Here is a 21,125-nt window from a genome sequence, read left to right as displayed (position 1 = left end):
GTGATCATCGAACACGCGCTGCTACCCGTGCGACCCGACCGCACCGTCGCCTTCGAGGCGGCCTTCGCCGAGGCCTACCCGATCATCGCGGCCATGCCGGGCTTCGGTGGGCTGTCACTGTCGCGCTGTCTCGAACGCGACGGCACCTACCTGCTGCTGGTGCGATGGGAGCAGTTGCGCGATCACACCGAGGGCTTCCGCGGCTCCCCGGAATATCAGCGCTGGCGGTCGCTGTTACACCACTTCTACGAGCCGTTCCCGGTGGTCGAACACTTCGCTCCGGTGGCGGGCGACGACGTCTTCTCTGCCGTGGCGCCGGTAGCCGCGGGCCCGGCCGCACCCGAGTAGACTCGACAACTCTGTTCTCAACGCGGTGACAAAGGAGTCCTGTTTTGCCCGACCGCCTCGCCGAAGACCGCGCCACCGCCGAACCGTCCGAGCGCAGCCGCGAGATCGAACAGGAGCAGCAGTACCTCTCGGTGCTCTACGACCGGCTCGACAGCATGCGCGACTACGCCAAGAACCGCCTCTCCACCGTGCTCCTCGACACCGGGGGTACCCCGCAGGCGCGCAGTGAACGCGAGTCGTTCACCGCCCTCTACACCGAGGACCTCGCCAAATACGATGCCGCCGAGCACGGACTGTGCTTCGGGCGCATCGACCTCGATGCCGCCGAGGACTCCGCCCGCTATATCGGCAGGCTCGGCATCCTCGACGAGGCCAACGACTACGAGCCGCTGCTGCTGGACTGGCGCGCTCCCCTGGCCCGCCCGTTCTACCTGGCGACCACGGCGAATCCCGAGGACGTCACCCGACGCCGCCACATCCGCTCGCGCAACCGCGCGGTCACCGCGATCAACGACGAGTACCTGGACCTGCGCGCCGCCGAACGCGACGGGGTGGTCGGCGCCGACGACGGTGTCGGCGGCGAGAGCGCGCTGCTTGCGGCGCTGAACGCGGCCCGCACCGGGCACATGAACGACATCGTCGAGACGATCCAGAGCGAGCAGGACGCGATCATCCGCTCCGATCACAAGAGTGTGCTGGTGGTGCAGGGCGGGCCGGGTACCGGCAAGACCGCGGTCGCGCTGCACCGGGCGGCCTACCTGCTCTACACCTACCGTCAGCAGCTGGCCAAGAGCGGCGTACTGATCATCGGACCCAATGCCACCTTCCTCGATTACATCGGCCAGGTGCTGCCCTCGCTCGGTGAGACCGGTGTGCTGCTCTCGACCATCGGCGACCTCTATCCCGGCGTGAAGGCGGTGCGCGAGGACACACTGCGCGCCGCCGAGCTCAAGGGCTCGCTCGACATGCTCGCCGTCCTCAAGCAGGCGGTGCGCGATCGCCAGGAGGTGCCCGCCGAGCCGGTGCGGCTCAGCTTCGACGGCTACCCGGTGACGCTGGATCGCAAGATCGTCACCCGGGCGCGGGGCCGGGCCCGGTCCTCGCGGCGCCCGCACAACCTGGCCCGCCCGATCTTCGCCTCCTCGGTGATCGACGCGCTCACCGATCAGCTGGCGGCGACGATGGGTGCGGATCTGTCCGGCGGCACCAGCCTGCTCAGTTCGGCCGACCTCAGCGAGATCGGCGACGAGATGCGGGCCGATCCGCACGTGCAGGCCGCCATCAGCGCGCTGTGGCCGGTGCTGACTCCCCAGGAGGTCCTCGCCGACCTGCTGGCCGACCCGGCCCGGCTCGATCGGGCGGCCAAGACGCTGAGCCCGCAGGATCGCGCCGCGCTGGTGCGTCCCGACGACGGCACCTTCGCCACCGCCGACGCCCCACTGCTCGACGAGCTCGCCGAGCTGCTCGGCGTGGACGACACCGAGGAACGCGAACGGTCCCGGCGACGCTGGCGGGCCCAGCTCGCCGAGGCACAGGACGCTCTCGACATCCTCACCGGTTCGGCGCCCCAGGACATCGAGGACGAGCTCGATCCGGAGATCCTGATGGCCTACGACCTGATCGACGCCTCCCAGCTGGCCCAGCGCCAGGAATTCGGCAACCGGCAGACCACCGCCGAACGCGCGGCGGGTGATCGCACCTGGACCTATGGGCACGTGATCGTCGACGAGGCGCAGGAACTTTCGGAGATGGCGTGGCGGATGGTGATGCGCCGCATCCCGAACCGCTGGATCACGGTGGTGGGTGACGTCGCCCAGACCGGCGATCCGGCCGGTGCGTCGTCCTGGCAGCGAGTGCTGGAACCCTATGTGGCACAACGATGGAAGCTCACCGAGCTCACGGTGAACTACCGCACGCCGGCCGAGATCATGGCCGTGGCCGCCGATGTCCTCACCGCGATCGACCCCGCGGCACAGGCCCCACGTTCGGTCCGCGAATCCGGCAATCCGCCGCGAGCACACCGGGTTTCACCACAGCAGGTGAAATCGGAGCTGTCCCGGCTGATCGCCGAACAACACGGCCCCGGCACCGCCGCCGTACTCGCCCCCGCCCTACTTGTCCCCGAATTGTCGTCCCTTGCAGGGGAATCAGTCCAGGTCCTGACGGTGCACGACGCGAAGGGCCTCGAGTTCGACCGCGTCTACCTGGTGGAGCCACAGTCCATCCTGGACGAATCCCCCCGCGGCCTCAACGACCTCTACGTCGCCCTGACCCGCGCGACCCAACGCCTGGCGATAGTGCACACCGAAGACCTACCGGAAAGCCTCGCCACCCACTTCACACAGTAAAAGAGCGTGGCGCCGCAGCAACCTGCGACGCCACGCTCCCAGAGTCACCCACCGATCTCGCAAGCACATGGGTAACTCACCGGGTACGGGCTGACCCACCACGCTCCCAAAGCTTGCCGCGTGCTCACCCGACACCACACCTGAGTCCGGCCAGAATTCGCGGAGAGGCGGGTGAGCGGAGAGGCGGGCGAGCTATCTTACGGTGTGGACGATCAGTACGTCAGAACGTGACTTGCGGGCCACGTCCGAGGGCACCGAGCCGAGCAGTCGCCCGGTGAGGGTGTTGAGTCCACGGTTGCCGACGACGAGCAGGTCGGCCTTGGTCTCGCGGACCAGGTCGAGCAGCGAATCGACCGGCTCACCGACGATGGCACGCTCGACGATGTTGTTCGCACCGGCGGCCACCGCCTTCTGCCGTGCCACGATCAGGATCTCGTTGGTCGGGGCCGAGCCACGAACCTGGTAGGCCTCGTCCTTGAGCACATCGGCGGCGGCGGCGACATCGCGGTCGTCGGTCGGGAAGTAGGCGCAGGCCAGTACCAGAGTGGCGTCCGCATCCGCGGCGAGCGCCGCGGCCTTCTCCACCGCGACGTACGACGAATCCGAGCCATCTGTACCGACGACAATGGTCCGGTAGGCGGTCATCTCTCCTCCAACTTTGGTCGGTGCCAGTGCCGGAGCACTCGCCGAATCGAGCGTCAGCGCGGCAATTGAAACGACCCTAACGCCAAAACCGGCCGATTCAGCAGAAATCGCAACAGATCACATCGGGAGTGTTGACCGCGCCGTGCGCGGTAACCGGCATTGTCGCGCGATGCCAACGTATTCACCTGGGCCGAACGGGCCGGCGGGCACAAAAGTTGTGGCCGATCACAACCGAATCAACATTGTTGCGCCGGTGGGATTTTGCTCACATCACCCCGGTGCCGATCGCGTCCTGCGCGCATATTCGCCGGGTGACATGCCGATCTCGGCGGTGAATTCCCGGCTGAAATGCGCTTGGTCGAAATAGCCGAGGCCCGCGGCCAACTCCGCCAGCTCGGGGCTGCCGTGGGCGAGCAGATCGGCGGCGTCTTGGAGCCGGAAGCGGCGCAGCACCCATTTGGGCCCCGCCCCGACATAGCGGCGAAACAGGCGCTGCAGGGTGCGCACCGGAATCGCGAAGCGCTCGGTGACCTGATCGACCCTGGTGAGTTCGGAGTCCTCGGCCATCGCCGCGACGATCCGCGACACCAGGGCGTAGTGCGGATCGTCGGTGCGGCCGCGGCCGGCGAAGAACTCCTCGATCAGTACCCGGCGGTGTTCGTCGTGCGATTCGGCCAGTACCCGTTCGGCCAGTCCGCGCGCCTCGGGCAGCACCTGGGTGAGCGGGGCCGCGTCGTCGCGCAATGCCGCGACGTCGCAACCGGTGAACGCACCGAAACCGCCGGGCCGGAAACGGATACCGAATGTCTCGCCCTCACCGTCGAGTTCGCGCACGTACTTGGTGGTGCTCACCCCGTTCACGAATCCGCCGGTGCGCGTGCTGGTCCGCTCGAAGGTGAGGTTCACGCACGGAAACGACAGCACCTCGGCGCGGTAGGCGGGGCGGCCGCGCAGATCCCAGCGCACCACCCAGTACCGGTCGGCGAATTCCGCGAGCGCGGGCCCGACGTCGAGCCGGCGCAGCGAGCGGTGCCTGGCCTGTTCGTCGGGGTGCAGAATCCCTTTCATCTCGCCGGTGCCTGCCGCGCCCGTCACCGGCGGCCGATCTGTCGTGTTCGTACAAGATCCCCGGTCCGGGGCCGAGCAGAATCGTCGGCATGACCACACCTGTTGCGCCCATCCCGGAGGGCTACCACTCCATCACCTGTTTCCTGGCCGTGGCCGATGCCAACGCGGCCATCGACTTCTACACCGAGGTGTTCGGTGCGAAGGTGCTCAGCCGCGCCGATCTGCCCGACGGCCAGGCGGCCCACGCCGAACTCCTCATCGGTGACTCCACCCTGCAGCTCGGAATGCCGGTGCCCGACAGCGGTGTTCGAGCGCCCGAGGGCTGGGTGCACACCTCGGTCGTGCACTACTGCCCCGATGTCGACGCGGCGATAGCGCGCGCGGTCGAGCACGGCGCCCGTATCGCCGAAGCGCCGCAGACCTTTGTCACCGGTGACCGTTTCGGCGTCGTGCTCGATCCGTTCGGTCACCGCTGGGCGGTGATGACCCGGGTGGAGAACGTGTCCAGAGCAGAGGCCGACCGCCGGGTCGCCGCCTGGATGGCTGCGTCTGCTTAGCGGCCGGCGCCGCGGGGTTTGCGGCCCCTTGCGCCTCGCGTCCGAGGAGCGACACAGCGCCTTCGGCGTTCCGTCTCGCTCCTCGGACGCGAGGCGGCCGAAAACCCGTGGTTGCCGGGTCGACACCCTCAGCTCAGTCCTGCGGCGTCCATACCGCGTAGTTCCTTCTTCAGGTCCGCGATCTCGTCGCGTAGTCGGCCCGCCAGCTCGAACTGCAGTTCGCGCGCGGCGTTCATCATCTGTTCGGTGAGCGAGGAGACCAGGTCGGCCAGTTCGGCGCGCGGCATGGACTTCACATCGCGTTCGGCGTAGATGCCCGCGCTCACCGCCCGCCCCGGCTCGCCCTGCGCCCGCCTGCCCCGACTGGAGTTGCGGCCGGACCCGCCGACGGCCACCTCGTCGTCGGCCTCGAGATACACCTGGTCGAGGATGTCGGCGATCTTGCGGCGCAGCGGCTGCGGATCGATGCCCTTGGCCTCGTTGTAGGCCACCTGTTTGGCGCGGCGGCGGTCGGTTTCGTCGATCGCGTGCCGCATCGAGTCGGTGATCTTGTCGGCGTACATGTGCACTTCACCCGAGACGTTGCGGGCCGCGCGGCCGATGGTCTGGATGAGGCTGGTGCTCGACCGCAGGAAGCCCTCCTTGTCGGCATCCAGGATCGCCACCAGCGACACCTCGGGCAGGTCCAGGCCCTCGCGCAGCAGGTTGATGCCGACCAGCACGTCGTACTCACCGAGGCGCAACTGACGCAGCAGCTCCACCCGGCGCAGGGTGTCGATCTCGGAGTGCAGGTAACGCACCCGGACCCCGAGGCCCAGCAGGTAGTCGGTGAGGTCCTCGGCCATCTTCTTGGTGAGGGTGGTGACCAGCACGCGTTCGTCGCGCTCGCTGCGCCCGCGGATCTCGTGGACCAGGTCGTCGATCTGCCCCTTGGTCGGCTTCACCACCACCTGCGGATCGACCAGCCCCGTGGGGCGGATCACCTGCTCGACGACCTCGCCGCCGACCTGCCCGAGTTCGTACGGACCCGGCGTGGCCGACAGGTACACGGCCTGACCGATCCGATCGGCGAACTCCTCCCAGGTCAACGGCCGGTTGTCGACCGCCGACGGCAGCCGGAACCCGAAGTCGACCAGATTGCGCTTGCGCGACATGTCGCCTTCGTACATGCCACCGATCTGCGGGACGGTGACGTGCGATTCGTCGATCACCAGCAGGAAATCGTCGGGGAAATAGTCGAGCAGCGTAGCCGGCGCCGACCCGGCCGGACGGCCGTCGATGTGGCGCGAGTAGTTCTCGATGCCCGAGCAGAAGCCGACCTGACGGATCATCTCCAGGTCGTAATCGGTGCGCATGCGCAGGCGCTGGGCTTCCAGGAGTTTGCCCTGGCCCTCGAGTTCGGCCAGCCGCGCGGCCAGCTCCTCCTCGATCGCCGCGACGGCGCGTTCCATCCGGTCCGGGCCCGCCACATAGTGGGTGGCCGGGAAGATGCGCAGCGAATCGACCTTGCGAACCACGTCACCGGTGAGCGGGTGCAGGTAGTAGAGCGCCTCGATCTCGTCGCCGAAGAACTCGATGCGCACCGCCAGCTCCTCGTAGGAGGGGATGATCTCGACGGTGTCGCCGCGCACCCGGAACGAGCCGCGGGTGAAGGCCATGTCGTTGCGGGTGTACTGCACATCGACCAGCAGGCGCAGCAGGGCGTCGCGGTCGATCTCGCCACCGACCTCGAGCTGCACCGACCGATCCAGGTACGACTGCGGGGTGCCGAGGCCGTAGATACACGACACCGAGGCGACCACCACGACATCGCGGCGCGAGAGCAGGCTCGAGGTCGCCGAGTGCCGCAGGCGCTCGACGTCGTCGTTGATCGAGCTGTCCTTCTCGATGTAGGTATCGGTCTGGGCGATATAGGCCTCGGGCTGGTAGTAGTCGTAGTAGGAGACGAAGTACTCGACCGCGTTGTGCGGGAACATCTCGCGCAGCTCGTTGGCCAGCTGAGCGGCCAGGGTCTTGTTGGGCGCGAGCACCAGGGTGGGCCGCTGCAGCTTCTCGATCAGCCAGGCGGTGGTCGCCGACTTGCCGGTACCGGTCGCGCCGAGCAGGACGACGTCCTTTTCGCCCGCGGTGATCCGCCGCTGCAGCTCGGCGATGGCCGCGGGCTGATCACCGGCCGGGTTGTGCTCACTGACCACCTCGAAGCGCCCGCCCGTGCGCTCGATCTCGCCGACGGGGCGATGTTCGGAATGCGCGAGCGGGTGCCCCCGCTCTTCGTACCCTTCCGTCGGGATCTCGGTTGCGAATGCCATGCACACCAGGTTAGGCGCAGCCACCGACAAGTTCGCCGCAGCGCCCGGTGCCCGGTCGGCGCCGACGGGTGCGCGCCGGTAGATTCTGCGCTCATGACGCAGGCAGCCACCGCGCACGTGCATCCGCCCAAGGTCGAGTACTTCGATCTCGCGGCACAGACCAACACCGACCCGAAGGGATTCGTCCGGCCGGTGGAGGTCTATCAGGAGCAACCGTGGGGTCTGTACATGGCGCGACATTCCGACCACCCGACCTTCCACTATCTGGAGTCGTGGCTGCTGCCGGACCTGTCGCTGCGCGCGTCGAAGCTCTGGTACAACCCGGGTATCGAGCAGTACCAAGACATCTACGTCGACGTGGGTTCGTTCACCCGGCAGTCCGAGACCCTGTGGCGTTCGGTGGACCACTACCTTGATCTGCTGGTGCAAACGGGCCGCGAGGTGCGCCTGGTCGACGTCGACGAACTGCTGGCCGCGCACGCGGACGGCCTGCTCGACGCCGCCGACGCCCAGTCGGCGGTCGAGCACGCCGTGCGCGCGATCGACGGCATGGCCGCGCACGGGCATTCGCTCGAGCCCTGGCTGGCCACCCTCGGGGTGGAGCTGACCTGGCGCTGAAACGACGCGACCGCCCGGGCTCTCGGTAGGAGCCCGGGCGGTCGCGGACGCCGGATCAGCCTGCCGAACCGCTACCGAGCAGATCGCCCAGGCCACCACCGCAACCGGCGCTGCCGGTCGCGGCGGCCTCGCCCACGGTGACCGTGATCGAGTCACTGATCAACAGCTGACGCGCCTCGAGCTTGTGCTGGCCTGCCGTGGTCGGCTTCCAGGTGATGCTCACCGTGCCCGAGAGCAGCGACGGCGACACCGGGCTGCCCGGGATGTCGCGGCCGTTGTCGGTGAACTTCACCGAGGTCAGCCGGTCGACCTCGACGCTGGCGGTCAGCTTGTAGCTGCAACCGACCTTGTGGTCGGTGCCTGCCACGCCCAGATTGCCGACCCAGGCCGAGGCTTGCGGGGCGGCCAGCACCACGGTGGCGGCCACGGCGCCGAAGGCGGTGAGGCCGAAGCCGGCCCGGCCGAAATGACGGTGATGTGTTGTCATACGCGCTACAACTTCCCTGTGAATCGAGTCACCCGATCGTGACTCGCCACAATGTACCCAGCGCGCGGCACCGCTCGGCCTATTTTGAAGTATTGATGTTTAACAGTTTCGTCTCGGCATCACCCACGAGCGCGCGCCCACTCGGTGACCGTCGGATACACGGCGTCGAACCATGGTTCCTTCACCGCGTAGTACGCCTCGCCCGCCGCTTCGCCCGCCCGGTCCGCCGCGGCCCGCTGCGCCTCCTGCTTGACCGCCAGATACTGCGCGCGGGCGTCCGGGTCGGCACGCAGCCAGTCACGCAGGTCGAGCGCGAACCGCTGACCGGGCGAATCCTGCACGCGCAGATGAATGTTGGCCGGACGCTCGGGATCGGCATTGCCGTGCAAGCGCTTGGCCCACCTGGCCGTATCGGTGCCCGCCGAGTCGCCCGGCGTGGGCTTCGGGTTGTCGTGTGTCACCTCGGACGCGCGCGGGAAGCCGGCGATCGCCAGCGGCCCGGCCAGCGCGTCGGCGGTGTCCAGGTCCGCCACCGTCACCTGGATGTCGATGAGGTCCTTGGCCGCCAGCCCACCGACCGCGGTGGACCCGATGTGATCGATGCGCACCGCCGACGCACCACAGGCCAGATGCAGGCGGGCGATGATCCGGCGCGCCTGCGCTCCCCACTCCGGATCGTGCGACACGAGCCGGTAGTCGGCACGGGCACGAATCCCGGCGCGCTGGTTGCGCTCGAACGGCACCAGGCGCCGCTCCCACAGCTCGCGCACCTGCTGTTCGACCACCTCGGGCGCACCGTTGTTGTCGAGCCACACATCGGCGACCGCGCGCCGTTGATCGTCGGTGGCCTGCGCGGCGATCCGGGCGCGCGCATCGGCTTCGTCGACCCCGCGCTGTCGCACCAGCCGGTCCAGTCGCGTCTGCACCTCGGCGCCCACCACCACGACCAGCTGCATCAGCGGCGCGAGCCCGTTCTCCACCAACAGCGGAATGTCTTGCACCACAATCGCGTCCGCGGGGGCGGCACCGATGAGCTCGGCGGTGCGCGTACCGACCAGCGGATGGGTGATGGCGTTGAGTTTCGCGCGGGCGGTGTCGTCGGCGAAGGCCACCGCGGCCAGCGCCGGGCGATCCAGACTGCCGTCATCGGCCAGGATCTGCTCGCCGAACGCGTCGACCAGCGCCGCCAGCCCCGGCGTACCGGGCGCGACGACCTCGCGCGCGATCACGTCGGAGTCGATCAGCACCGCCCCGAGTTCGACCAGGGTCCGCGCCACTGTGGATTTTCCCGCTCCCATGCCTCCGGTGAGGCCGATCCGCAACATGGGGCCAGTCTCGCATCCCGGCGGCCGCCGAGCCGCATCCAGGCCGACACGCCCAGGCGGTGACCGGCGTAAATCCGTGGTCGGGCGCGTCGCGTCGATTAATCTTCGCGGAGGCGAGAAGGCCGCTCCAGCTACCGAAGGATGATCATGAGTACCAGAGACCACCGGAGGGGCCGCCACCGCCTGGGCATGCCCGGCGGTGTGCATTGTGCCGAATTCCCCGCTGTCGCAGCGACTCTCGCGGAGTATCGGCGCCCCTGGCTCACCGCCCTGATCTCCCCGGCCCGGCACAGCTTCGCCGCGATGCGCAAGCGGTCGACGATGGCCAGCACCTACTGGGTTCCCGCCGCCGCCGCGAACTGACACCCGCACTCCTGCGCCGAGCCCACCGCCCCGCTGCGGTGGGCTCGTTCGTATGCCACGACCCCCACCCACCCTGGAACAGGCCGAAGGCCCCGGTCCGTGTGGACCGGGGCCTTCGGTATTGCTCTACCCGAATCAGGCGTTGCCGGAGAGCTTCTCCCGCAGAGCCGCGAGCTGGGCGTCACTGGCGAGCGAGCCGCCGGTGGTCTCAGCCGGGCCCGAGGAGGCCTGCGGCGCGTTGTTGCCGGTCTCGGAGGAGTAGTTGCCCGCGGCGGCACCGCCGTTGGCAGCTTCGGCAGCCGCGTCGGCGGCCATCTTCTCCATCTGAGCGGTGTGCATCTTGTGACGACGCTCGGCCTCGGCGTAGCGGCTTTCCCACTCTTCGCGGACCTTGTCCGAGCCCTCGAGCCATTCGTTGGTCTCGGGATCGAAGCCCTCGGGGAAGATGTAGTTGCCCTGCTCGTCGTAGCTGTCGGCCATGCCGTACTTCGACGGGTCGAACTCGGCGTGGTAGTCCTCGTTCGCCTGCTTCAGCGACAGCGAGATCCGGCGACGCTCGAGGTCGATGTCGATGACCTTGACCATCGCGTCGTCGCCGACGGCGACAACCTGGTCCGGGACCTCGACGTGGCGCTCGGCCAGCTCCGAGATGTGCACCAGGCCCTCGATGCCCTCTTCGACGCGCACGAAGGCACCGAAGGGAACCAGCTTGGTGACCTTGCCGGGCACGATCTGGCCGATGGCGTGGGTCCGGGCGAACTGACGCCACGGGTCTTCCTGGGTCGCCTTGAGCGACAGCGAGACGCGCTCGCGGTCCAGATCGACGTCGAGAACCTCGACGGTGACCTCGTTGCCGACCTCGACGACCTCGGACGGGTGGTCGATGTGCTTCCAGGACAGCTCGGAGACGTGCACCAGGCCGTCGACGCCACCCAGGTCCACGAAGGCACCGAAGTTGACGATGGAGGACACGACGCCCTTGCGGACCTGGCCCTTCTGGAGCTGGTGCAGGAACTCGCTGCGGACCTCGGACTGGGTCTGCTCGAGCCAGGCGCGACGCGACAGGACCACGTTGTTGCGGTTCTTGTCGAGCTCGATGATCTTGGCCTCGATCTCCTTGCCGACGTACGGCTGGAGGTCGCGGACACGACGCATCTCGACGAGCGAGGCGGGCAGGAAGCCACGGAGACCGATGTCGAGGATCAGGCCGCCCTTGACGACCTCGATGACGGTGCCCTTGACGGCCTCGTCCTTCTCCTTGAGCTCCTCGATGGTGCCCCAAGCGCGCTCGTACTGAGCCCGCTTCTTCGACAGGATCAGGCGGCCTTCCTTGTCCTCCTTGGTGAGAACCAGGGCCTCGACCTCATCGCCCACGGAAACGACCTCGTTCGGGTCGACGTCGTGCTTGATGGAGAGCTCACGGGACGGGATGACGCCTTCGGTCTTGTAACCGATGTCGAGCAGGACCTCGTCACGATCGACCTTGACGATGGTTCCCTCGACGATGTCGCCATCGTTGAAGTACTTGATCGTGGCGTCGATGGCGGCGAGGAAATCCTCGGCGGAGCCGATGTCGTTGACGGCTACCTGCGGCGAGGTGACGGTGGTGGGCATATGTGGGTTTGCTCCGGACGGATTGTGGTCGGTTGCGGACATTGGAACTTTCGGTACGCTGCGAGATCACCGCGACGAGGCGACGAAGGATACCGGGTAAGTATCGCACGGCCCGTCGAACTTGCGATGATCGAACTCAGCACGGGACTTTCGTCATCGGATACCGTACGCACAACACCGCGGCGCAGCGGAGTCCTCGAAAGTCACTCGCGTGCCTCAGCGTACGCGAGGCTGCGCCGACCGGGCAAACCACCCCCCGCGCCACGCCGATACCCTGTTCGGCGTGTCCGACGACGAACGCCACGCGCAGGCAAACGCGCTGCTGGGAACCACCGCGACCACCCGAACCAAGATCGACTCGGCCGCCAGCGAGCGCGCGAGCAGGCGCTGGTGGGACGCCGACGCCGACCAGTACCACCAGACCCATGCCGACTTCCTCGGCGTGGACTCCCCCGGCGGTGAGTTCGTCTGGTGCCCCGAGGGGCTGCACGAGGGCGACATGGCCTTCCTCGGCGACGTGGTCGGTCGGTCCGTGCTCGAGATCGGCTGCGGGTCGGCGCCGTGTTCGCGCTGGCTGGCCGGGCACGGCGCGCACCCGGTGGGCCTGGACGTGTCGATGGCGATGCTCGAGCGCGGGGTGGCCGCGATGGACCAGGGCGGGCCGCGGGTGCCGCTGGTCCAGGCGGGCGCCGAGGCGCTGCCGTTCGCCGACGAGTCCTTCGACCTGGCCTGCTCGGCCTTCGGCGGGGTGCCGTTCGTCGCCGATTCGGCGCAGGTGATGCGCGAGGTGGGGCGGGTGCTGCGCCCGGGCGGGCGCTGGGTGTTCTCGGTGAACCATCCGATGCGCTGGATCTTCCCCGACGATCCGGGACAGGCCGGACTCACCGCCACGATCCCGTACTTCGACCGCACCCCCTATGTAGAGGTCGACGACGCCGGAACGCCGACCTACGTGGAGCATCACCGCACGATCGGTGACCGCGTCCGCGAGATCGTCGGCGCCGGCCTGACCCTGCTCGACATCGTCGAACCCGAGTGGCCGGAGTGGCTCGACCGCGAGTGGGGGCAATGGTCGCCGCTGCGCGGGGAGATCTTTCCCGGCACCGCCATCTTCGTCTGCGAGAAACCGCGCGCCTAGAACTCCGGTAGCGCCGCGAAGGCCGGGTCGACGCGCACCTGGGGCACGGTGTCGGCGATCCAGCGCCGCGCCCTGGTGAGCGGGTGCTCGGGGAACGCGTCGTCGAACCGCAGATGATCGGACAGGGTGTAGGGCAGTCTGCCGCGCAGACCGGGGGCGTAGGGGTGCGCCGGATACATCTCGGCCGGGCGCACCCGGCTGCCGACGATCGCTTCCCGCACGCCGGGCGCGCCGGTCTCGGGGCAGATGATCTGGAACACCGCGCTGCACCGGTCCTTGGGCACCACGATGGAGGCGGCGAACACCAGCCCCACCGGGGAACCCGGCATCCGGGACTTCTCCACTCGCAGCAGCGCGGGCAACTGGTCGACCCACACGACGAACGCCTCGATCAGGCAACCGGTGCGGGCATGGTGTTCGGCCAGTCGCCTGCGCAACCGCGGCAGATCGTGCAGCGGCGCGGGCAGATCCGGGACACCATCGGCGTAGGTGAGCGCGACAACGTCACGAGTGGCTGGATCCCCCCAGGTCGTGTTGTCCAACTGCTGCATTCCACGGATGTCGAACGAGATGGGCACCGGATCAATTTACCGGCGGGTCCGGATTCGGTTCGCCCCGCGCGCCGTCCCGGCGCGCCGATCGGTACTCGAGCCACCTCGGGCGGGCGCTACCTCGTGACCGATCACAACCGTTCAGTCCCGCTTGGGTTTTCGGCCCGCCTGTTCCAGCGCCAGGCGCAGCGCGTATTCGATCTGGGAGTTGACGCTGCGCAGGTCGTCGGCCGCCCACTTGGCGATGGCCTCGTGGACGGCCGGGTCGAGCCGCAGCAGAACCTTTTTGGGTTCCTTCCTCGGCGTGGGCACGGTGCGCTCAGGCGTAGAGGGATCCGGCGTTGACCACCGGCTGGGTGGCGCGGTCGCCGCACAGCACGACCAGCAGGTTCGAGACCATCGCGGCCTTGCGCTCCTCGTCGAGTTCCACGGTGCCCTGCTCGGTCAGCCGGTCCAGGGCGAGCCCGACCATGCCGACCGCGCCCTCCACGATCTGCGTGCGCGCCGCGACCACCTGCGCGGCCTGCTGGCGCACCAGCATCGCCTGGGCGATCTCGGGGGCGTACGCCAGGTGGGTGATGCGCGCTTCGATCACCTCGATTCCGGCGGTGAGAGTACGTTCGCGCAGCTCCACGGTGAGTTCCTCGGCCACCTCGGCGCCGTCGCGCAGGCTGGTGCGGGCGTCGTCGTGCGCGTCGTAGGGGTGGGTGGTGGCCAGGTGGCGCACCGCGGCCTCGGACTGGGTTTCGACGTACTCCTCGTAGTCGTCGACGGCGAAGGCGGCCTTGAAGCTGTCGATCACCTTGTAGACCACGACCGCGGCGATCTCGACCGGATTGCCGTCGGCGTCGTTGACCTTCAGTTTCTGGGTTTCGAAGTTGCGCACCCGCAGCGAGATGGACTGGCGGTCGGCCAGCGGGATCACCGAGAAGAAGCCGGGCTCGCCGACCGAGCCGATGTAGCGGCCGAAGAACGTGACGACCTTGGCTTCATTGGGGTTGACGATGGTCAGCCCGGTGGCAAGCAACGCGACGACGAGCACCGCGACCGTGGCGAGGCCCGCGATCACCCAGGCCGGCGCACCACCGTCGCGCTGAGCGGCAGCGACGAACGCCAGCACCGCGGCGGCACCGAACAGGAGGGTGAGCACCAGCCACCCCAGCAAGACGACGAATCCGTTGACGCGGAATGCGGAGCGTAGCTCCATGACAGCCTCCCGATATCTGAGTGATATCACCAAGATAGTGCAGTCGGCTCGGGAGGGCAAGGCGTCCGGTGCCGCTACCCGGCGGGTGCGATGTTGCGATTGAACCGGAACATGTTGCGGGGGTCGTACTTCGACTTCAGCGTGCGCAGATGCGCGTAGGTGACATCGTCGTACCCGGTCCTGGTCTGCGCCGGCCCGGCGGCGGCACCTGCCCCGTAGAGGAAGTTGAGGCCGGCGCCGATCGTCCACGGCGCCAGCGCTTCTCGCACCACGTCGAGACCCGCGGGAGCCGAATCCCGCACCCCGGCATCGGTGATCACCCGCACGAGGTATTCGGCGTCGCGATGACCGATCGACGCCGTGCCCCGGCGCAACGCCGCGCCGAGGTGCCGGATGTCGATCACCGCCTCGACGGGTCCGCCGGGCGCCGTGCGTGCGCGCAGCGCCGCTAGCGTTTCCGGCGTCAGCTCCGAGAGCATCGCACTGGTAGCCGCGTAGGCGTGGGGGAAGTCGGGATCACTGTGGATGGTGTGTGATTCGGTGTAGGGCAAGATGCGCAGATCGTCACGCAGTCGCGTGCCGACGGCCCGTAGCGGAGCCACCAGTCGCTCGCCGTCGTCGGCCGGACCGTGGAAGGCGATGCGGACCGAAGCGACGTGGCGACCACGCAAGGGCGCGGGCACCGGCTCGATGTCGGGGAAGGTGAGCACCGCGATACTCGAGGTGAGCGCGTCGGGCAGGGTCACGGTCCACTGCCGCCATGCCTCCAGCGCCCGGTCGACCAGCGGGGTGTCGAATACCAGTTGGCCGCCATAGATTTCGGTGACGGGAACCAGCTCGAGTTCGAGGCCGGTGACCACGCCGAAGTTGCCGCCGGTGCCGAGTACCGCGGCGAACAGTTCGTCGGCCGGGGTGAGGGTGCGGATTCTGCCGTCGGCGGTCACGAGGTCGATCGAGCGCACATGGTCGGCGGCATAACCGAATTCGCGCGCCAGCAACCCGAGGCCGCCCCCGAGTACGTACCCGGCCATGCCGACCGAGGGCGCGGAGCCGTTCAACGGGGCCAACCCGTGCCGGGCGGCGGCGGCGACCAGCGCGCCGGCCCGGACGCCCGCCCCTATCCGAGCGGTGCCGGCTCGCGCGTCGACGTCGATGCCGGTCATCCGGCCGGTCGTGATGAGCACTCCCCCGTCGGCGGCCGCCGAGAGCCCGTGTCCGGTCGCCTGCACCGCCACCGGCAGGTTGTGCCGTGCGGCATGTTCCACGGCCGCGCGGACGTCCTCGACGTGCGCGGCGCCGACGACGAGCGCCGGACGGTGGGTGTATGCGGTCTGGAACCCGGCGACCTCCTGTGCGTATTCGGCGTCGCGCGGGGTGAACACGGGTCCGGTGCAGCTGGGGTGCGGTGCGGTTGCGGTCATGTCGTCGACTCTGCGGCCGCACGAACAAGAAGTACAACAGATAGCATTTCTCAGACCTATAATCATCAGTTATGGAACTGCGGCAGCTGCGCTACTTCGTGACAGTGGTCGACGAAGGCGGCTTCACCCGGGCCGCCCAGCGCCTGCACCTGACCCAGCCGGGGCTCAGCGCCCAGATCCGGCAGCTCGAACGCGAACTCGGCCAACGCCTGCTCGACCGCGGGGCGCGCACGGTGACCCCCACCGAGGTCGGCGCCGCCGTCCTCACCCACGCCCGCGCCGCCCTGGCCGCCGCCGACCGGATCGGGGAGACAGTGCAGGAGTTCACCGGGCTGCTGCGCGGGCAGGTGCGCCTGGGCGTGATCTCCGGCGCGGCCGACGGCGAGTTCGACATCGCCGGTGTCCTGGCCGATTTCCACCACGATCACCCCGGCGTGGCGATCAGCCTCACCGAGGACACCTCCGAACGCATGCTCGCCGCCGTCGAACGCGACGAGCTCGACATCGCGCTGGTCAGCCTCACCGGCGCCGCCCCCAGCCCCGCCGTGGACATCGACGTCGTCCTGGAAACACCGGTCGTCGCCGCGATCGCCCACGACGCCGCCCCCGACCCCGCCGAATCAGCCGGCACCATCACCCTGGCCGACCTCGGCCGACGCCGACTCATCTGCCTACCCCCGGGCACCGGCCTGCGCGGCATCTTCGAACGCTCCTGCGCCGCAGCCGGTTTCACACCGTCGATCACCTTCGAAGCGGCCGCTCCCCCGCTACTGCTCGAACTGGCCGCACGCGGACTCGGGACCGCGGTGGTCCCCGCACTCTCCGCCGAGGAGGCCACCGCCTTCGGCGTCCGCGTACTCGACATCGTCGAACCACGAATCCACGGCCGCCTGGCCCTGGCTTCCCGCGCCGACCGGCCCGGCACACCGGCAGCGAAGGTGCTGCTGGGGCAGTTGCGCGTCGCCTTCGGTCACGCCGGGCGCGCCCGTTCCTGAAGCTGTCGCGTCGCCGACAATCCGCGCTCACGCCGGGGTTAGGCTCAGCCGACACTGATGAAGGAGAGCTCGACCACAACGGGAAGGGCATGCGCATGGGGCAGTCGACTACCGCGGCGAAGCTGCAAGAACTCCGGCAGAACCTGGCGGCGGCACAGGAACCGGCCGGGGCGGCGGGGATCGCCAAGCGGGTGGCCAAGGGGATACCGAGTCCGCGCGAACGCATCGACATGTTGTTGGACCCGGGTAGTTTCGTCGAGATCGGGGCGTTGGTCAGGCAGGCGGGTGCCGACGGGCTCTACGGCGACGGTGTGGTCACCGGGCACGGCACCGTCGAGGGGCGGCCGGTGGTGGTGATCGCCCACGATCAGACGGTGTTCGGTGGTTCGGTGGGTGAGATGTTCGGGCGCAAGGTCGCCAAGGCCATGGATTTCGCGGCCGACACCGGGTGCCCGTTCGTGGCGATCAACGACTCCGGGGGCGCCCGGGTGCAGGACGCGGTGACCTCGCTGGCCTGGTACGCGGCCATGAGCCGACGGCAGCTGCGCCTGTCCGGCCTGGTGCCGCAGGTATCGGTGATGCTGGGCAAATGCGCCGCGGGCGCGGTGTACTCACCGATCAACACCGATGTGCTCATCGCCACCGAGTCGGCCTACATGTTCGTCACCGGACCAGAGATCATCCGCGAGACCACCGGGGAGAGCGTGACTCTCGAAGAGCTCGGCGGGGCGTTCAACCAGGCCGAGAACGGCAACATTCATCATGTCGCCACCGATGAGCGCGCCGCTTTCGACTGGGCGCGAAAGTATTTGAGCTACATGCCGTCGAACTGCTTCGACCGGGCACCGGTGGTGAATCCGGGCATCGAACCCGAGATCACCGATTCCGACCGGGAACTCGACTCGCTCATCCCGGATTCGGACCGCGCGGGCTACGACATGTACGACGTGCTGCTGCGGATCTTCGACGACGGCGACTTCCACGAGGTCGGTGACGGTGCCGCCCGTAATCTCATCACCGGTTTCGCCCGGGTCGACGGGCACAGCGTCGGGGTGATCGCCAATCAGCCACTGGTATTCAGCGGCGCGATCGACGCCCGCTGCTCCGACAAGGCCGCGCACTTCATCCGGCTCTGCGACGCGTTCGGGATCCCGCTGGTGTTCGTGGTCGACACACCGGGTGTGCTGCCGGGTGTCGAGGAGGAGAAGATCGGCGTGATCAAACGGGGCGGGCGGTTCTTCTACGCGGTGGTCGAGGCGACGGTGCCGATCGTCACCGTGGTGGTACGCAAAGCCTATGGCGGCGGCTACGCGGTGATGGGCTGCAAGCAGCTCGGCGGTGACGTGAACCTGGCCTGGCCGACCGCGCGGATCGCGGTGATGGGCGCCGAAGCCGCTGTCGGGCTCACCCAGCGCCGTCAGCTCGCCGCCCTGCCCGACGAACAGCGGCCCCTCGTGCGGCAGCAGATGGTCGACTTCTACAACGCGACGGTCGCCACCCCGTGGATCGCCGCCGAGCGCGGCTATATCGACGCCGTCATCGAGCCCTCGCAGACGCGGCTGGAAATCCGTAGGGCGCTGCGCCTGCTCGCGGACAAGCGGGTCGCGCAGGGCCCGCGCAAGCACGTGCTCATGCCGTTGTGACCCGTTCCCGGGCACGGCGTTCCGAGCCGCCGGCCACCCGGATCAGCGGCACCGCGTCGTCGGTGACCGAGCTGACCCGGTGGCCGGCACCGGTGGGTCACACGGTGACCCGATTCGCCTGCGCGGTGGCCGCGTCCGGGGCACGCCGGACGACGGTCCGCAGCGCCAGGTACACCGGGAACACGATGGGCGACAACAGGATCGTGCCCACCAGCAGCGGCCCCATCAGCAGCGGGTGGATGTCGCGGTCGCGGCTGTCGAGGTAGACCCAGCGGCCCAGGAACAGGTCCCAGGCGAGGATCTGGGCCCACAGCGCGGTGAGGACGGCGGGGTCGGCGGTGGCGGTGGTGATCGCGGCCAGCGACGGGGACGTGACCAGTGACCACATGGTGTCCAGGACGGGCAGCGCCACGATCGCCCAGATCACGACCGAGGGTGCCACGATCCAGGGCGAGGAGATGATCGTGCGGGTGTGGCGCCAGGTCGGGGCCAGGATCATCAGTGCCCAGAACGGGACGGTGACGTAGAACGACAGGTCGAACAGGGTGCTCATACGGTGGCTACCTTTCGTGCGTTGGTGGCGGGCGCCACCGAGATGAGAAGGCCGCCGACGACTCCGGTGAGGATCGCGGCGGCCGCGGTGAGCGTGGCACCGTCGGGGTGGACGAGTGGCTGGCCGCGCAGTGCCTGCCAGGTGAGCAGCGCGAGTACGGCGGCGTAGCCGGCCGACGCGGTGAGGATCAGCCCGAGGCGCACCCGCGGCACGCGCAGCAGCGGGACGCGCGGCGCGAGCAGCACCAGCGCCGCTGCCAGCAAGGGCAGCACCTGGAGGGCGTGCATGCCGAAGAAGTGGGGAATCCGCAGGTCGCCGTCGGTGGTGCTCCAGCCGGTCAGCGGCATGCCGGGGGTGCCGTCGGGTGCGCCGACGGTGTGCGCGCCGGTGATCTGGTCGACACCGGATTCCCGGCCGACCATCAACTGTCCCAGCCCCAGACCGACCAGGGTGATCACCAGGCCCAGCCGGATCGACCAGGTGATCGCGGCATCGCCGATGCGGGCCCGGGCGACCCCGGCAGCGATCACCATCGTCGCCAGGAACAGCGCGACGATGGTGGCGCCCATGGTCACCCAGAGGGCGCGGTCGAGGTCGGTGGTGGTGTTGAAGTGGCTGCGCAGGCCCCGTACCACCTGCCCGACGATGATGACCTGCTCGACGGTCCCGGCCACCACGATCACCGTGGCCATCCACCATGCGAGCCGGGATGCCTTGGGCCGCAATGAGATCAGCCAGGCCAGCGCCACGCTGTAGAGCAGGAACGACATCGCGAACTTGGCCGGCTTGGCCCAGGCGGCCGACCCGGCGATCAGCCGGTCGTCGACCAGCATTCCGACCATGGCGACCACGGCGAGCACGCCGCTGGCGGCAGCGAAGTACAGCAGTGGGCGGTGCAACGGGGCGCGCCGACGAGGTAGCGCATCGGCAACGGTCAGGACGGACATATGGATCTCCCCTAGTTAGATAGTTCTACTATCCGTTACGGATAGTTAGACTATCCGCTAGGCGAACCGTCGACAAGAGGTGCGAACGAAAACGGAGGAACGGTGCGGATTTCGGAGTTGAGCGAGCGCAGCGGGATCGCGGTGGCGACGATCAAGTACTACCTGCGCGAAGGACTGCTGCCCGCGGGCGAACGCACCGGCCCCAACCAGGCCAGTTACGGCGAAGAGCACCTGCGCAGGCTGCGGCTGATCCGCGCGCTGATCGAGGTGGGCGGGTTGCCGGTGGCCACGGTCGGCGACGTCCTGGCCGCCGTCGACACCCCGGATCTGTCGATGTTCAGCCTGCTCGGCGTCGTACAGCACAGCATGACCACCCCCGTCCCGGCCGCGCCCGACGACGAATGGGAACGCGCCTCGGCCACCGTGCACGCGGAACTGGCGCGCCGCGGCTGGAACCCGAAACCGAGCCGCCCCGCGATCGACACGCTCACCGCCGTACTCGTCCGCCTCGCCCAACTCGGCTACCGGGACTGGGGCACCACCGCCCTACCCAGCTACTTCGACGGCGCCCGCGTGATCGCGGCCACCGACGTGGAAGCCGCACTCACCGCGGGCAGCCGCGAAGAGATCGTCGACGCGGTAGTAGTCCTCACCGTCCTCGGCGACACCGCCCTCTCAGCCATCCGCCGCATGGCCCAGGCCCAGATCACCCTGGAAGGCCTCGAGGCTGACAACACCACAAGAACAGACAACTGATCCCGCAAGAACATGGGTAACTCCATGTACTCACATCGGGCTAGTTTACGGTTGGTGTTGTTGTCAAGAGCAAACAGGGTTGGGCGCGCTTGGCAACGTGAGCCCCTGGCCTGCGGATATGCAGAACGTTTGCGGCTTCGTGTGGGCGACATTGATTTGGTAGCGTTGGCGTCAACGAGTGTCATTGGCTGACATTAGACATTAAATGGCAGGTTTGATGACAAGTGACGAC

The 21,125-nt window shown here is 68.5% G+C and carries 21 protein-coding genes; 9 read left to right on the top strand and 12 right to left on the bottom strand.

Annotated elements, in window-relative coordinates; translation table 11 throughout:
- Together ACFO5K_RS03455 and ACFO5K_RS03450 are read left to right on the top strand one after the other, a co-directional pair.
- Positions 1-348, top strand: coding sequence for an antibiotic biosynthesis monooxygenase family protein (locus ACFO5K_RS03455; RefSeq protein WP_378555668.1), 348 nt, complete (start codon positions 1-3; stop codon positions 346-348).
- A 44-nt stretch (positions 349-392) separates the two neighbouring features.
- Positions 393-2,696 carry a HelD family protein gene (locus ACFO5K_RS03450; protein WP_378555667.1) on the top strand — a complete coding sequence of 768 codons (2,304 nt, stop codon included), beginning with the start codon at positions 393-395 and terminating at the stop codon, positions 2,694-2,696.
- A gap of 192 nt (positions 2,697-2,888) precedes the next feature.
- Here the strand turns inward: ACFO5K_RS03450 and ACFO5K_RS03445 are convergent, their stop codons facing one another.
- A complete protein-coding gene (locus ACFO5K_RS03445) occupies positions 2,889-3,341 on the bottom strand; it encodes a universal stress protein (RefSeq protein ID WP_378555666.1) in 453 nt (150 codons plus the stop codon).
- Between the two features lie 270 nt (positions 3,342-3,611).
- On the bottom strand, positions 3,612-4,436 hold the full coding sequence (locus ACFO5K_RS03440; protein WP_378555665.1) for a helix-turn-helix domain-containing protein: 825 nt from the start codon (positions 4,434-4,436) through the stop codon (positions 3,612-3,614).
- 62 nt (positions 4,437-4,498) lie between these two features.
- Here ACFO5K_RS03440 and ACFO5K_RS03435 point away from each other — a divergent pair, with 62 nt between their 5' ends.
- Positions 4,499-4,966, top strand: a complete 468-nt coding sequence (locus tag ACFO5K_RS03435; protein ID WP_378555664.1) for a VOC family protein — start codon at positions 4,499-4,501, stop codon at positions 4,964-4,966.
- 128 nt (positions 4,967-5,094) lie between these two features.
- Here ACFO5K_RS03435 and uvrB read toward each other — a convergent pair whose 3' ends face one another.
- The gene (gene uvrB, locus ACFO5K_RS03430) at positions 5,095-7,275 is read right to left on the bottom strand and encodes an excinuclease ABC subunit UvrB (protein WP_378555663.1); all 2,181 of its coding nucleotides are present in this window, start codon (positions 7,273-7,275) and stop codon (positions 5,095-5,097) included.
- Between the two features lie 93 nt (positions 7,276-7,368).
- Between uvrB and ACFO5K_RS03425 the strand changes: the two genes are divergently transcribed.
- A complete protein-coding gene (locus ACFO5K_RS03425; RefSeq protein ID WP_378555662.1) occupies positions 7,369-7,893 on the top strand; it encodes a DUF402 domain-containing protein in 525 nt (174 codons plus the stop codon).
- Between the two features lie 55 nt (positions 7,894-7,948).
- On the opposite strand, the gene ACFO5K_RS03420 is transcribed toward ACFO5K_RS03425, so the two are convergent.
- Positions 7,949-8,380, bottom strand: coding sequence for a hypothetical protein (locus ACFO5K_RS03420; protein ID WP_378555661.1), 432 nt, complete (start codon positions 8,378-8,380; stop codon positions 7,949-7,951).
- A 119-nt stretch (positions 8,381-8,499) separates the two neighbouring features.
- A complete protein-coding gene (gene coaE, locus ACFO5K_RS03415; RefSeq protein ID WP_378555660.1) occupies positions 8,500-9,705 on the bottom strand; it encodes a dephospho-CoA kinase in 1,206 nt (401 codons plus the stop codon).
- Between the two features lie 147 nt (positions 9,706-9,852).
- Between coaE and ACFO5K_RS03410 the strand changes: the two genes are divergently transcribed.
- Positions 9,853-10,068 (top strand): hypothetical protein, encoded by a 216-nt coding sequence (locus ACFO5K_RS03410; protein WP_378555659.1) that lies wholly within the window; start codon positions 9,853-9,855, stop codon positions 10,066-10,068.
- Positions 10,069-10,203: 135 nt separating this feature from the next.
- On the opposite strand, the gene rpsA is transcribed toward ACFO5K_RS03410, so the two are convergent.
- Positions 10,204-11,682: a 30S ribosomal protein S1 gene (gene rpsA / locus ACFO5K_RS03405; RefSeq protein WP_378555658.1), complete on the bottom strand. Its 1,479-nt coding sequence runs from the start codon at positions 11,680-11,682 to the stop codon at positions 10,204-10,206.
- A 283-nt stretch (positions 11,683-11,965) separates the two neighbouring features.
- On the opposite strand from rpsA, the gene ACFO5K_RS03400 reads away from it, so the two are divergent.
- Entirely contained in the window at positions 11,966-12,820 is an 855-nt protein-coding gene (locus ACFO5K_RS03400; RefSeq protein ID WP_378555657.1) for a class I SAM-dependent methyltransferase, read from the top strand.
- Here ACFO5K_RS03400 and ACFO5K_RS03395 read toward each other — a convergent pair.
- From ACFO5K_RS03395 to ACFO5K_RS03380, 4 genes are all read right to left on the bottom strand, one after another.
- The gene (locus tag ACFO5K_RS03395; RefSeq protein WP_378555656.1) at positions 12,817-13,398 is read right to left on the bottom strand and encodes a hypothetical protein; all 582 of its coding nucleotides are present in this window, start codon (positions 13,396-13,398) and stop codon (positions 12,817-12,819) included. The two genes, ACFO5K_RS03400 and ACFO5K_RS03395, sit on opposite strands and share 4 nt — an antisense overlap.
- Before the next feature lie 114 nt (positions 13,399-13,512).
- Positions 13,513-13,683: a hypothetical protein gene (locus ACFO5K_RS03390; protein ID WP_378555655.1), complete on the bottom strand. Its 171-nt coding sequence runs from the start codon at positions 13,681-13,683 to the stop codon at positions 13,513-13,515.
- A 7-nt stretch (positions 13,684-13,690) separates the two neighbouring features.
- Complete coding sequence (locus ACFO5K_RS03385; protein WP_378555654.1) at positions 13,691-14,578, bottom strand: SPFH domain-containing protein; 888 nt, start codon at positions 14,576-14,578, stop codon at positions 13,691-13,693.
- Between the two features lie 74 nt (positions 14,579-14,652).
- On the bottom strand, positions 14,653-15,999 hold the full coding sequence (locus tag ACFO5K_RS03380) for an FAD-binding oxidoreductase (RefSeq protein WP_378555653.1): 1,347 nt from the start codon (positions 15,997-15,999) through the stop codon (positions 14,653-14,655).
- A 71-nt stretch (positions 16,000-16,070) separates the two neighbouring features.
- Between ACFO5K_RS03380 and ACFO5K_RS03375 the strand changes: the two genes are divergently transcribed.
- Together ACFO5K_RS03375 and ACFO5K_RS03370 are read left to right on the top strand one after the other, a co-directional pair.
- Entirely contained in the window at positions 16,071-16,994 is a 924-nt protein-coding gene (locus ACFO5K_RS03375; RefSeq protein ID WP_378555652.1) for a LysR family transcriptional regulator, read from the top strand.
- Between the two features lie 95 nt (positions 16,995-17,089).
- On the top strand, positions 17,090-18,637 hold the full coding sequence (locus ACFO5K_RS03370; RefSeq protein ID WP_378555651.1) for an acyl-CoA carboxylase subunit beta: 1,548 nt from the start codon (positions 17,090-17,092) through the stop codon (positions 18,635-18,637).
- Positions 18,638-18,734: 97 nt separating this feature from the next.
- Here ACFO5K_RS03370 and ACFO5K_RS03365 read toward each other — a convergent pair whose 3' ends face one another.
- Together ACFO5K_RS03365 and ACFO5K_RS03360 are read right to left on the bottom strand one after the other, a co-directional pair.
- Entirely contained in the window at positions 18,735-19,190 is a 456-nt protein-coding gene (locus ACFO5K_RS03365) for an ABA4-like family protein (protein ID WP_378555650.1), read from the bottom strand.
- Complete coding sequence (locus tag ACFO5K_RS03360) at positions 19,187-20,137, bottom strand: hypothetical protein (protein WP_378555649.1); 951 nt, start codon at positions 20,135-20,137, stop codon at positions 19,187-19,189. The genes ACFO5K_RS03365 and ACFO5K_RS03360 overlap by 4 nt, the downstream gene beginning before the upstream one ends.
- Positions 20,138-20,239: 102 nt before the next feature.
- Here ACFO5K_RS03360 and ACFO5K_RS03355 point away from each other — a divergent pair, with 102 nt between their 5' ends.
- Positions 20,240-20,893 carry a MerR family transcriptional regulator gene (locus tag ACFO5K_RS03355; protein WP_378555648.1) on the top strand — a complete coding sequence of 218 codons (654 nt, stop codon included), beginning with the start codon at positions 20,240-20,242 and terminating at the stop codon, positions 20,891-20,893.
- Positions 20,894-21,125 lie beyond the last annotated feature (232 nt).

Source organism: Nocardia halotolerans, from assembly GCF_042650145.1.
Taxonomy (GTDB): domain Bacteria; phylum Actinomycetota; class Actinomycetes; order Mycobacteriales; family Mycobacteriaceae; genus Nocardia; species Nocardia halotolerans.
This window is presented reverse-complemented; position numbering and strand designations above follow the sequence as displayed.

What these genes read in the sequence shown, in the direction of transcription:
- ACFO5K_RS03445 (WP_378555666.1), bottom strand. Translation starts at nt 3,341, where the DNA reads ATGACCGCCTACCGGACCATTGTCGTCGGTACAGATGGCTCGGATTCG.
- ACFO5K_RS03435 (WP_378555664.1), top strand. Translation starts at nt 4,499, where the DNA reads ATGACCACACCTGTTGCGCCCATCCCGGAGGGCTACCACTCCATCACC.
- uvrB (WP_378555663.1), bottom strand. Translation starts at nt 7,275, where the DNA reads ATGGCATTCGCAACCGAGATCCCGACGGAAGGGTACGAAGAGCGGGGG.
- ACFO5K_RS03425 (WP_378555662.1), top strand. Translation starts at nt 7,369, where the DNA reads ATGACGCAGGCAGCCACCGCGCACGTGCATCCGCCCAAGGTCGAGTAC.
- ACFO5K_RS03420 (WP_378555661.1), bottom strand. Translation starts at nt 8,380, where the DNA reads ATGACAACACATCACCGTCATTTCGGCCGGGCCGGCTTCGGCCTCACC.
- coaE (WP_378555660.1), bottom strand. Translation starts at nt 9,705, where the DNA reads ATGTTGCGGATCGGCCTCACCGGAGGCATGGGAGCGGGAAAATCCACA.
- ACFO5K_RS03410 (WP_378555659.1), top strand. Translation starts at nt 9,853, where the DNA reads ATGAGTACCAGAGACCACCGGAGGGGCCGCCACCGCCTGGGCATGCCC.
- rpsA (WP_378555658.1), bottom strand. Translation starts at nt 11,682, where the DNA reads ATGCCCACCACCGTCACCTCGCCGCAGGTAGCCGTCAACGACATCGGC.
- ACFO5K_RS03385 (WP_378555654.1), bottom strand. Translation starts at nt 14,578, where the DNA reads ATGGAGCTACGCTCCGCATTCCGCGTCAACGGATTCGTCGTCTTGCTG.
- ACFO5K_RS03380 (WP_378555653.1), bottom strand. Translation starts at nt 15,999, where the DNA reads ATGACCGCAACCGCACCGCACCCCAGCTGCACCGGACCCGTGTTCACC.
- ACFO5K_RS03375 (WP_378555652.1), top strand. Translation starts at nt 16,071, where the DNA reads ATGGAACTGCGGCAGCTGCGCTACTTCGTGACAGTGGTCGACGAAGGC.
- ACFO5K_RS03370 (WP_378555651.1), top strand. Translation starts at nt 17,090, where the DNA reads ATGGGGCAGTCGACTACCGCGGCGAAGCTGCAAGAACTCCGGCAGAAC.
- ACFO5K_RS03365 (WP_378555650.1), bottom strand. Translation starts at nt 19,190, where the DNA reads ATGAGCACCCTGTTCGACCTGTCGTTCTACGTCACCGTCCCGTTCTGG.
- ACFO5K_RS03360 (WP_378555649.1), bottom strand. Translation starts at nt 20,137, where the DNA reads ATGTCCGTCCTGACCGTTGCCGATGCGCTACCTCGTCGGCGCGCCCCG.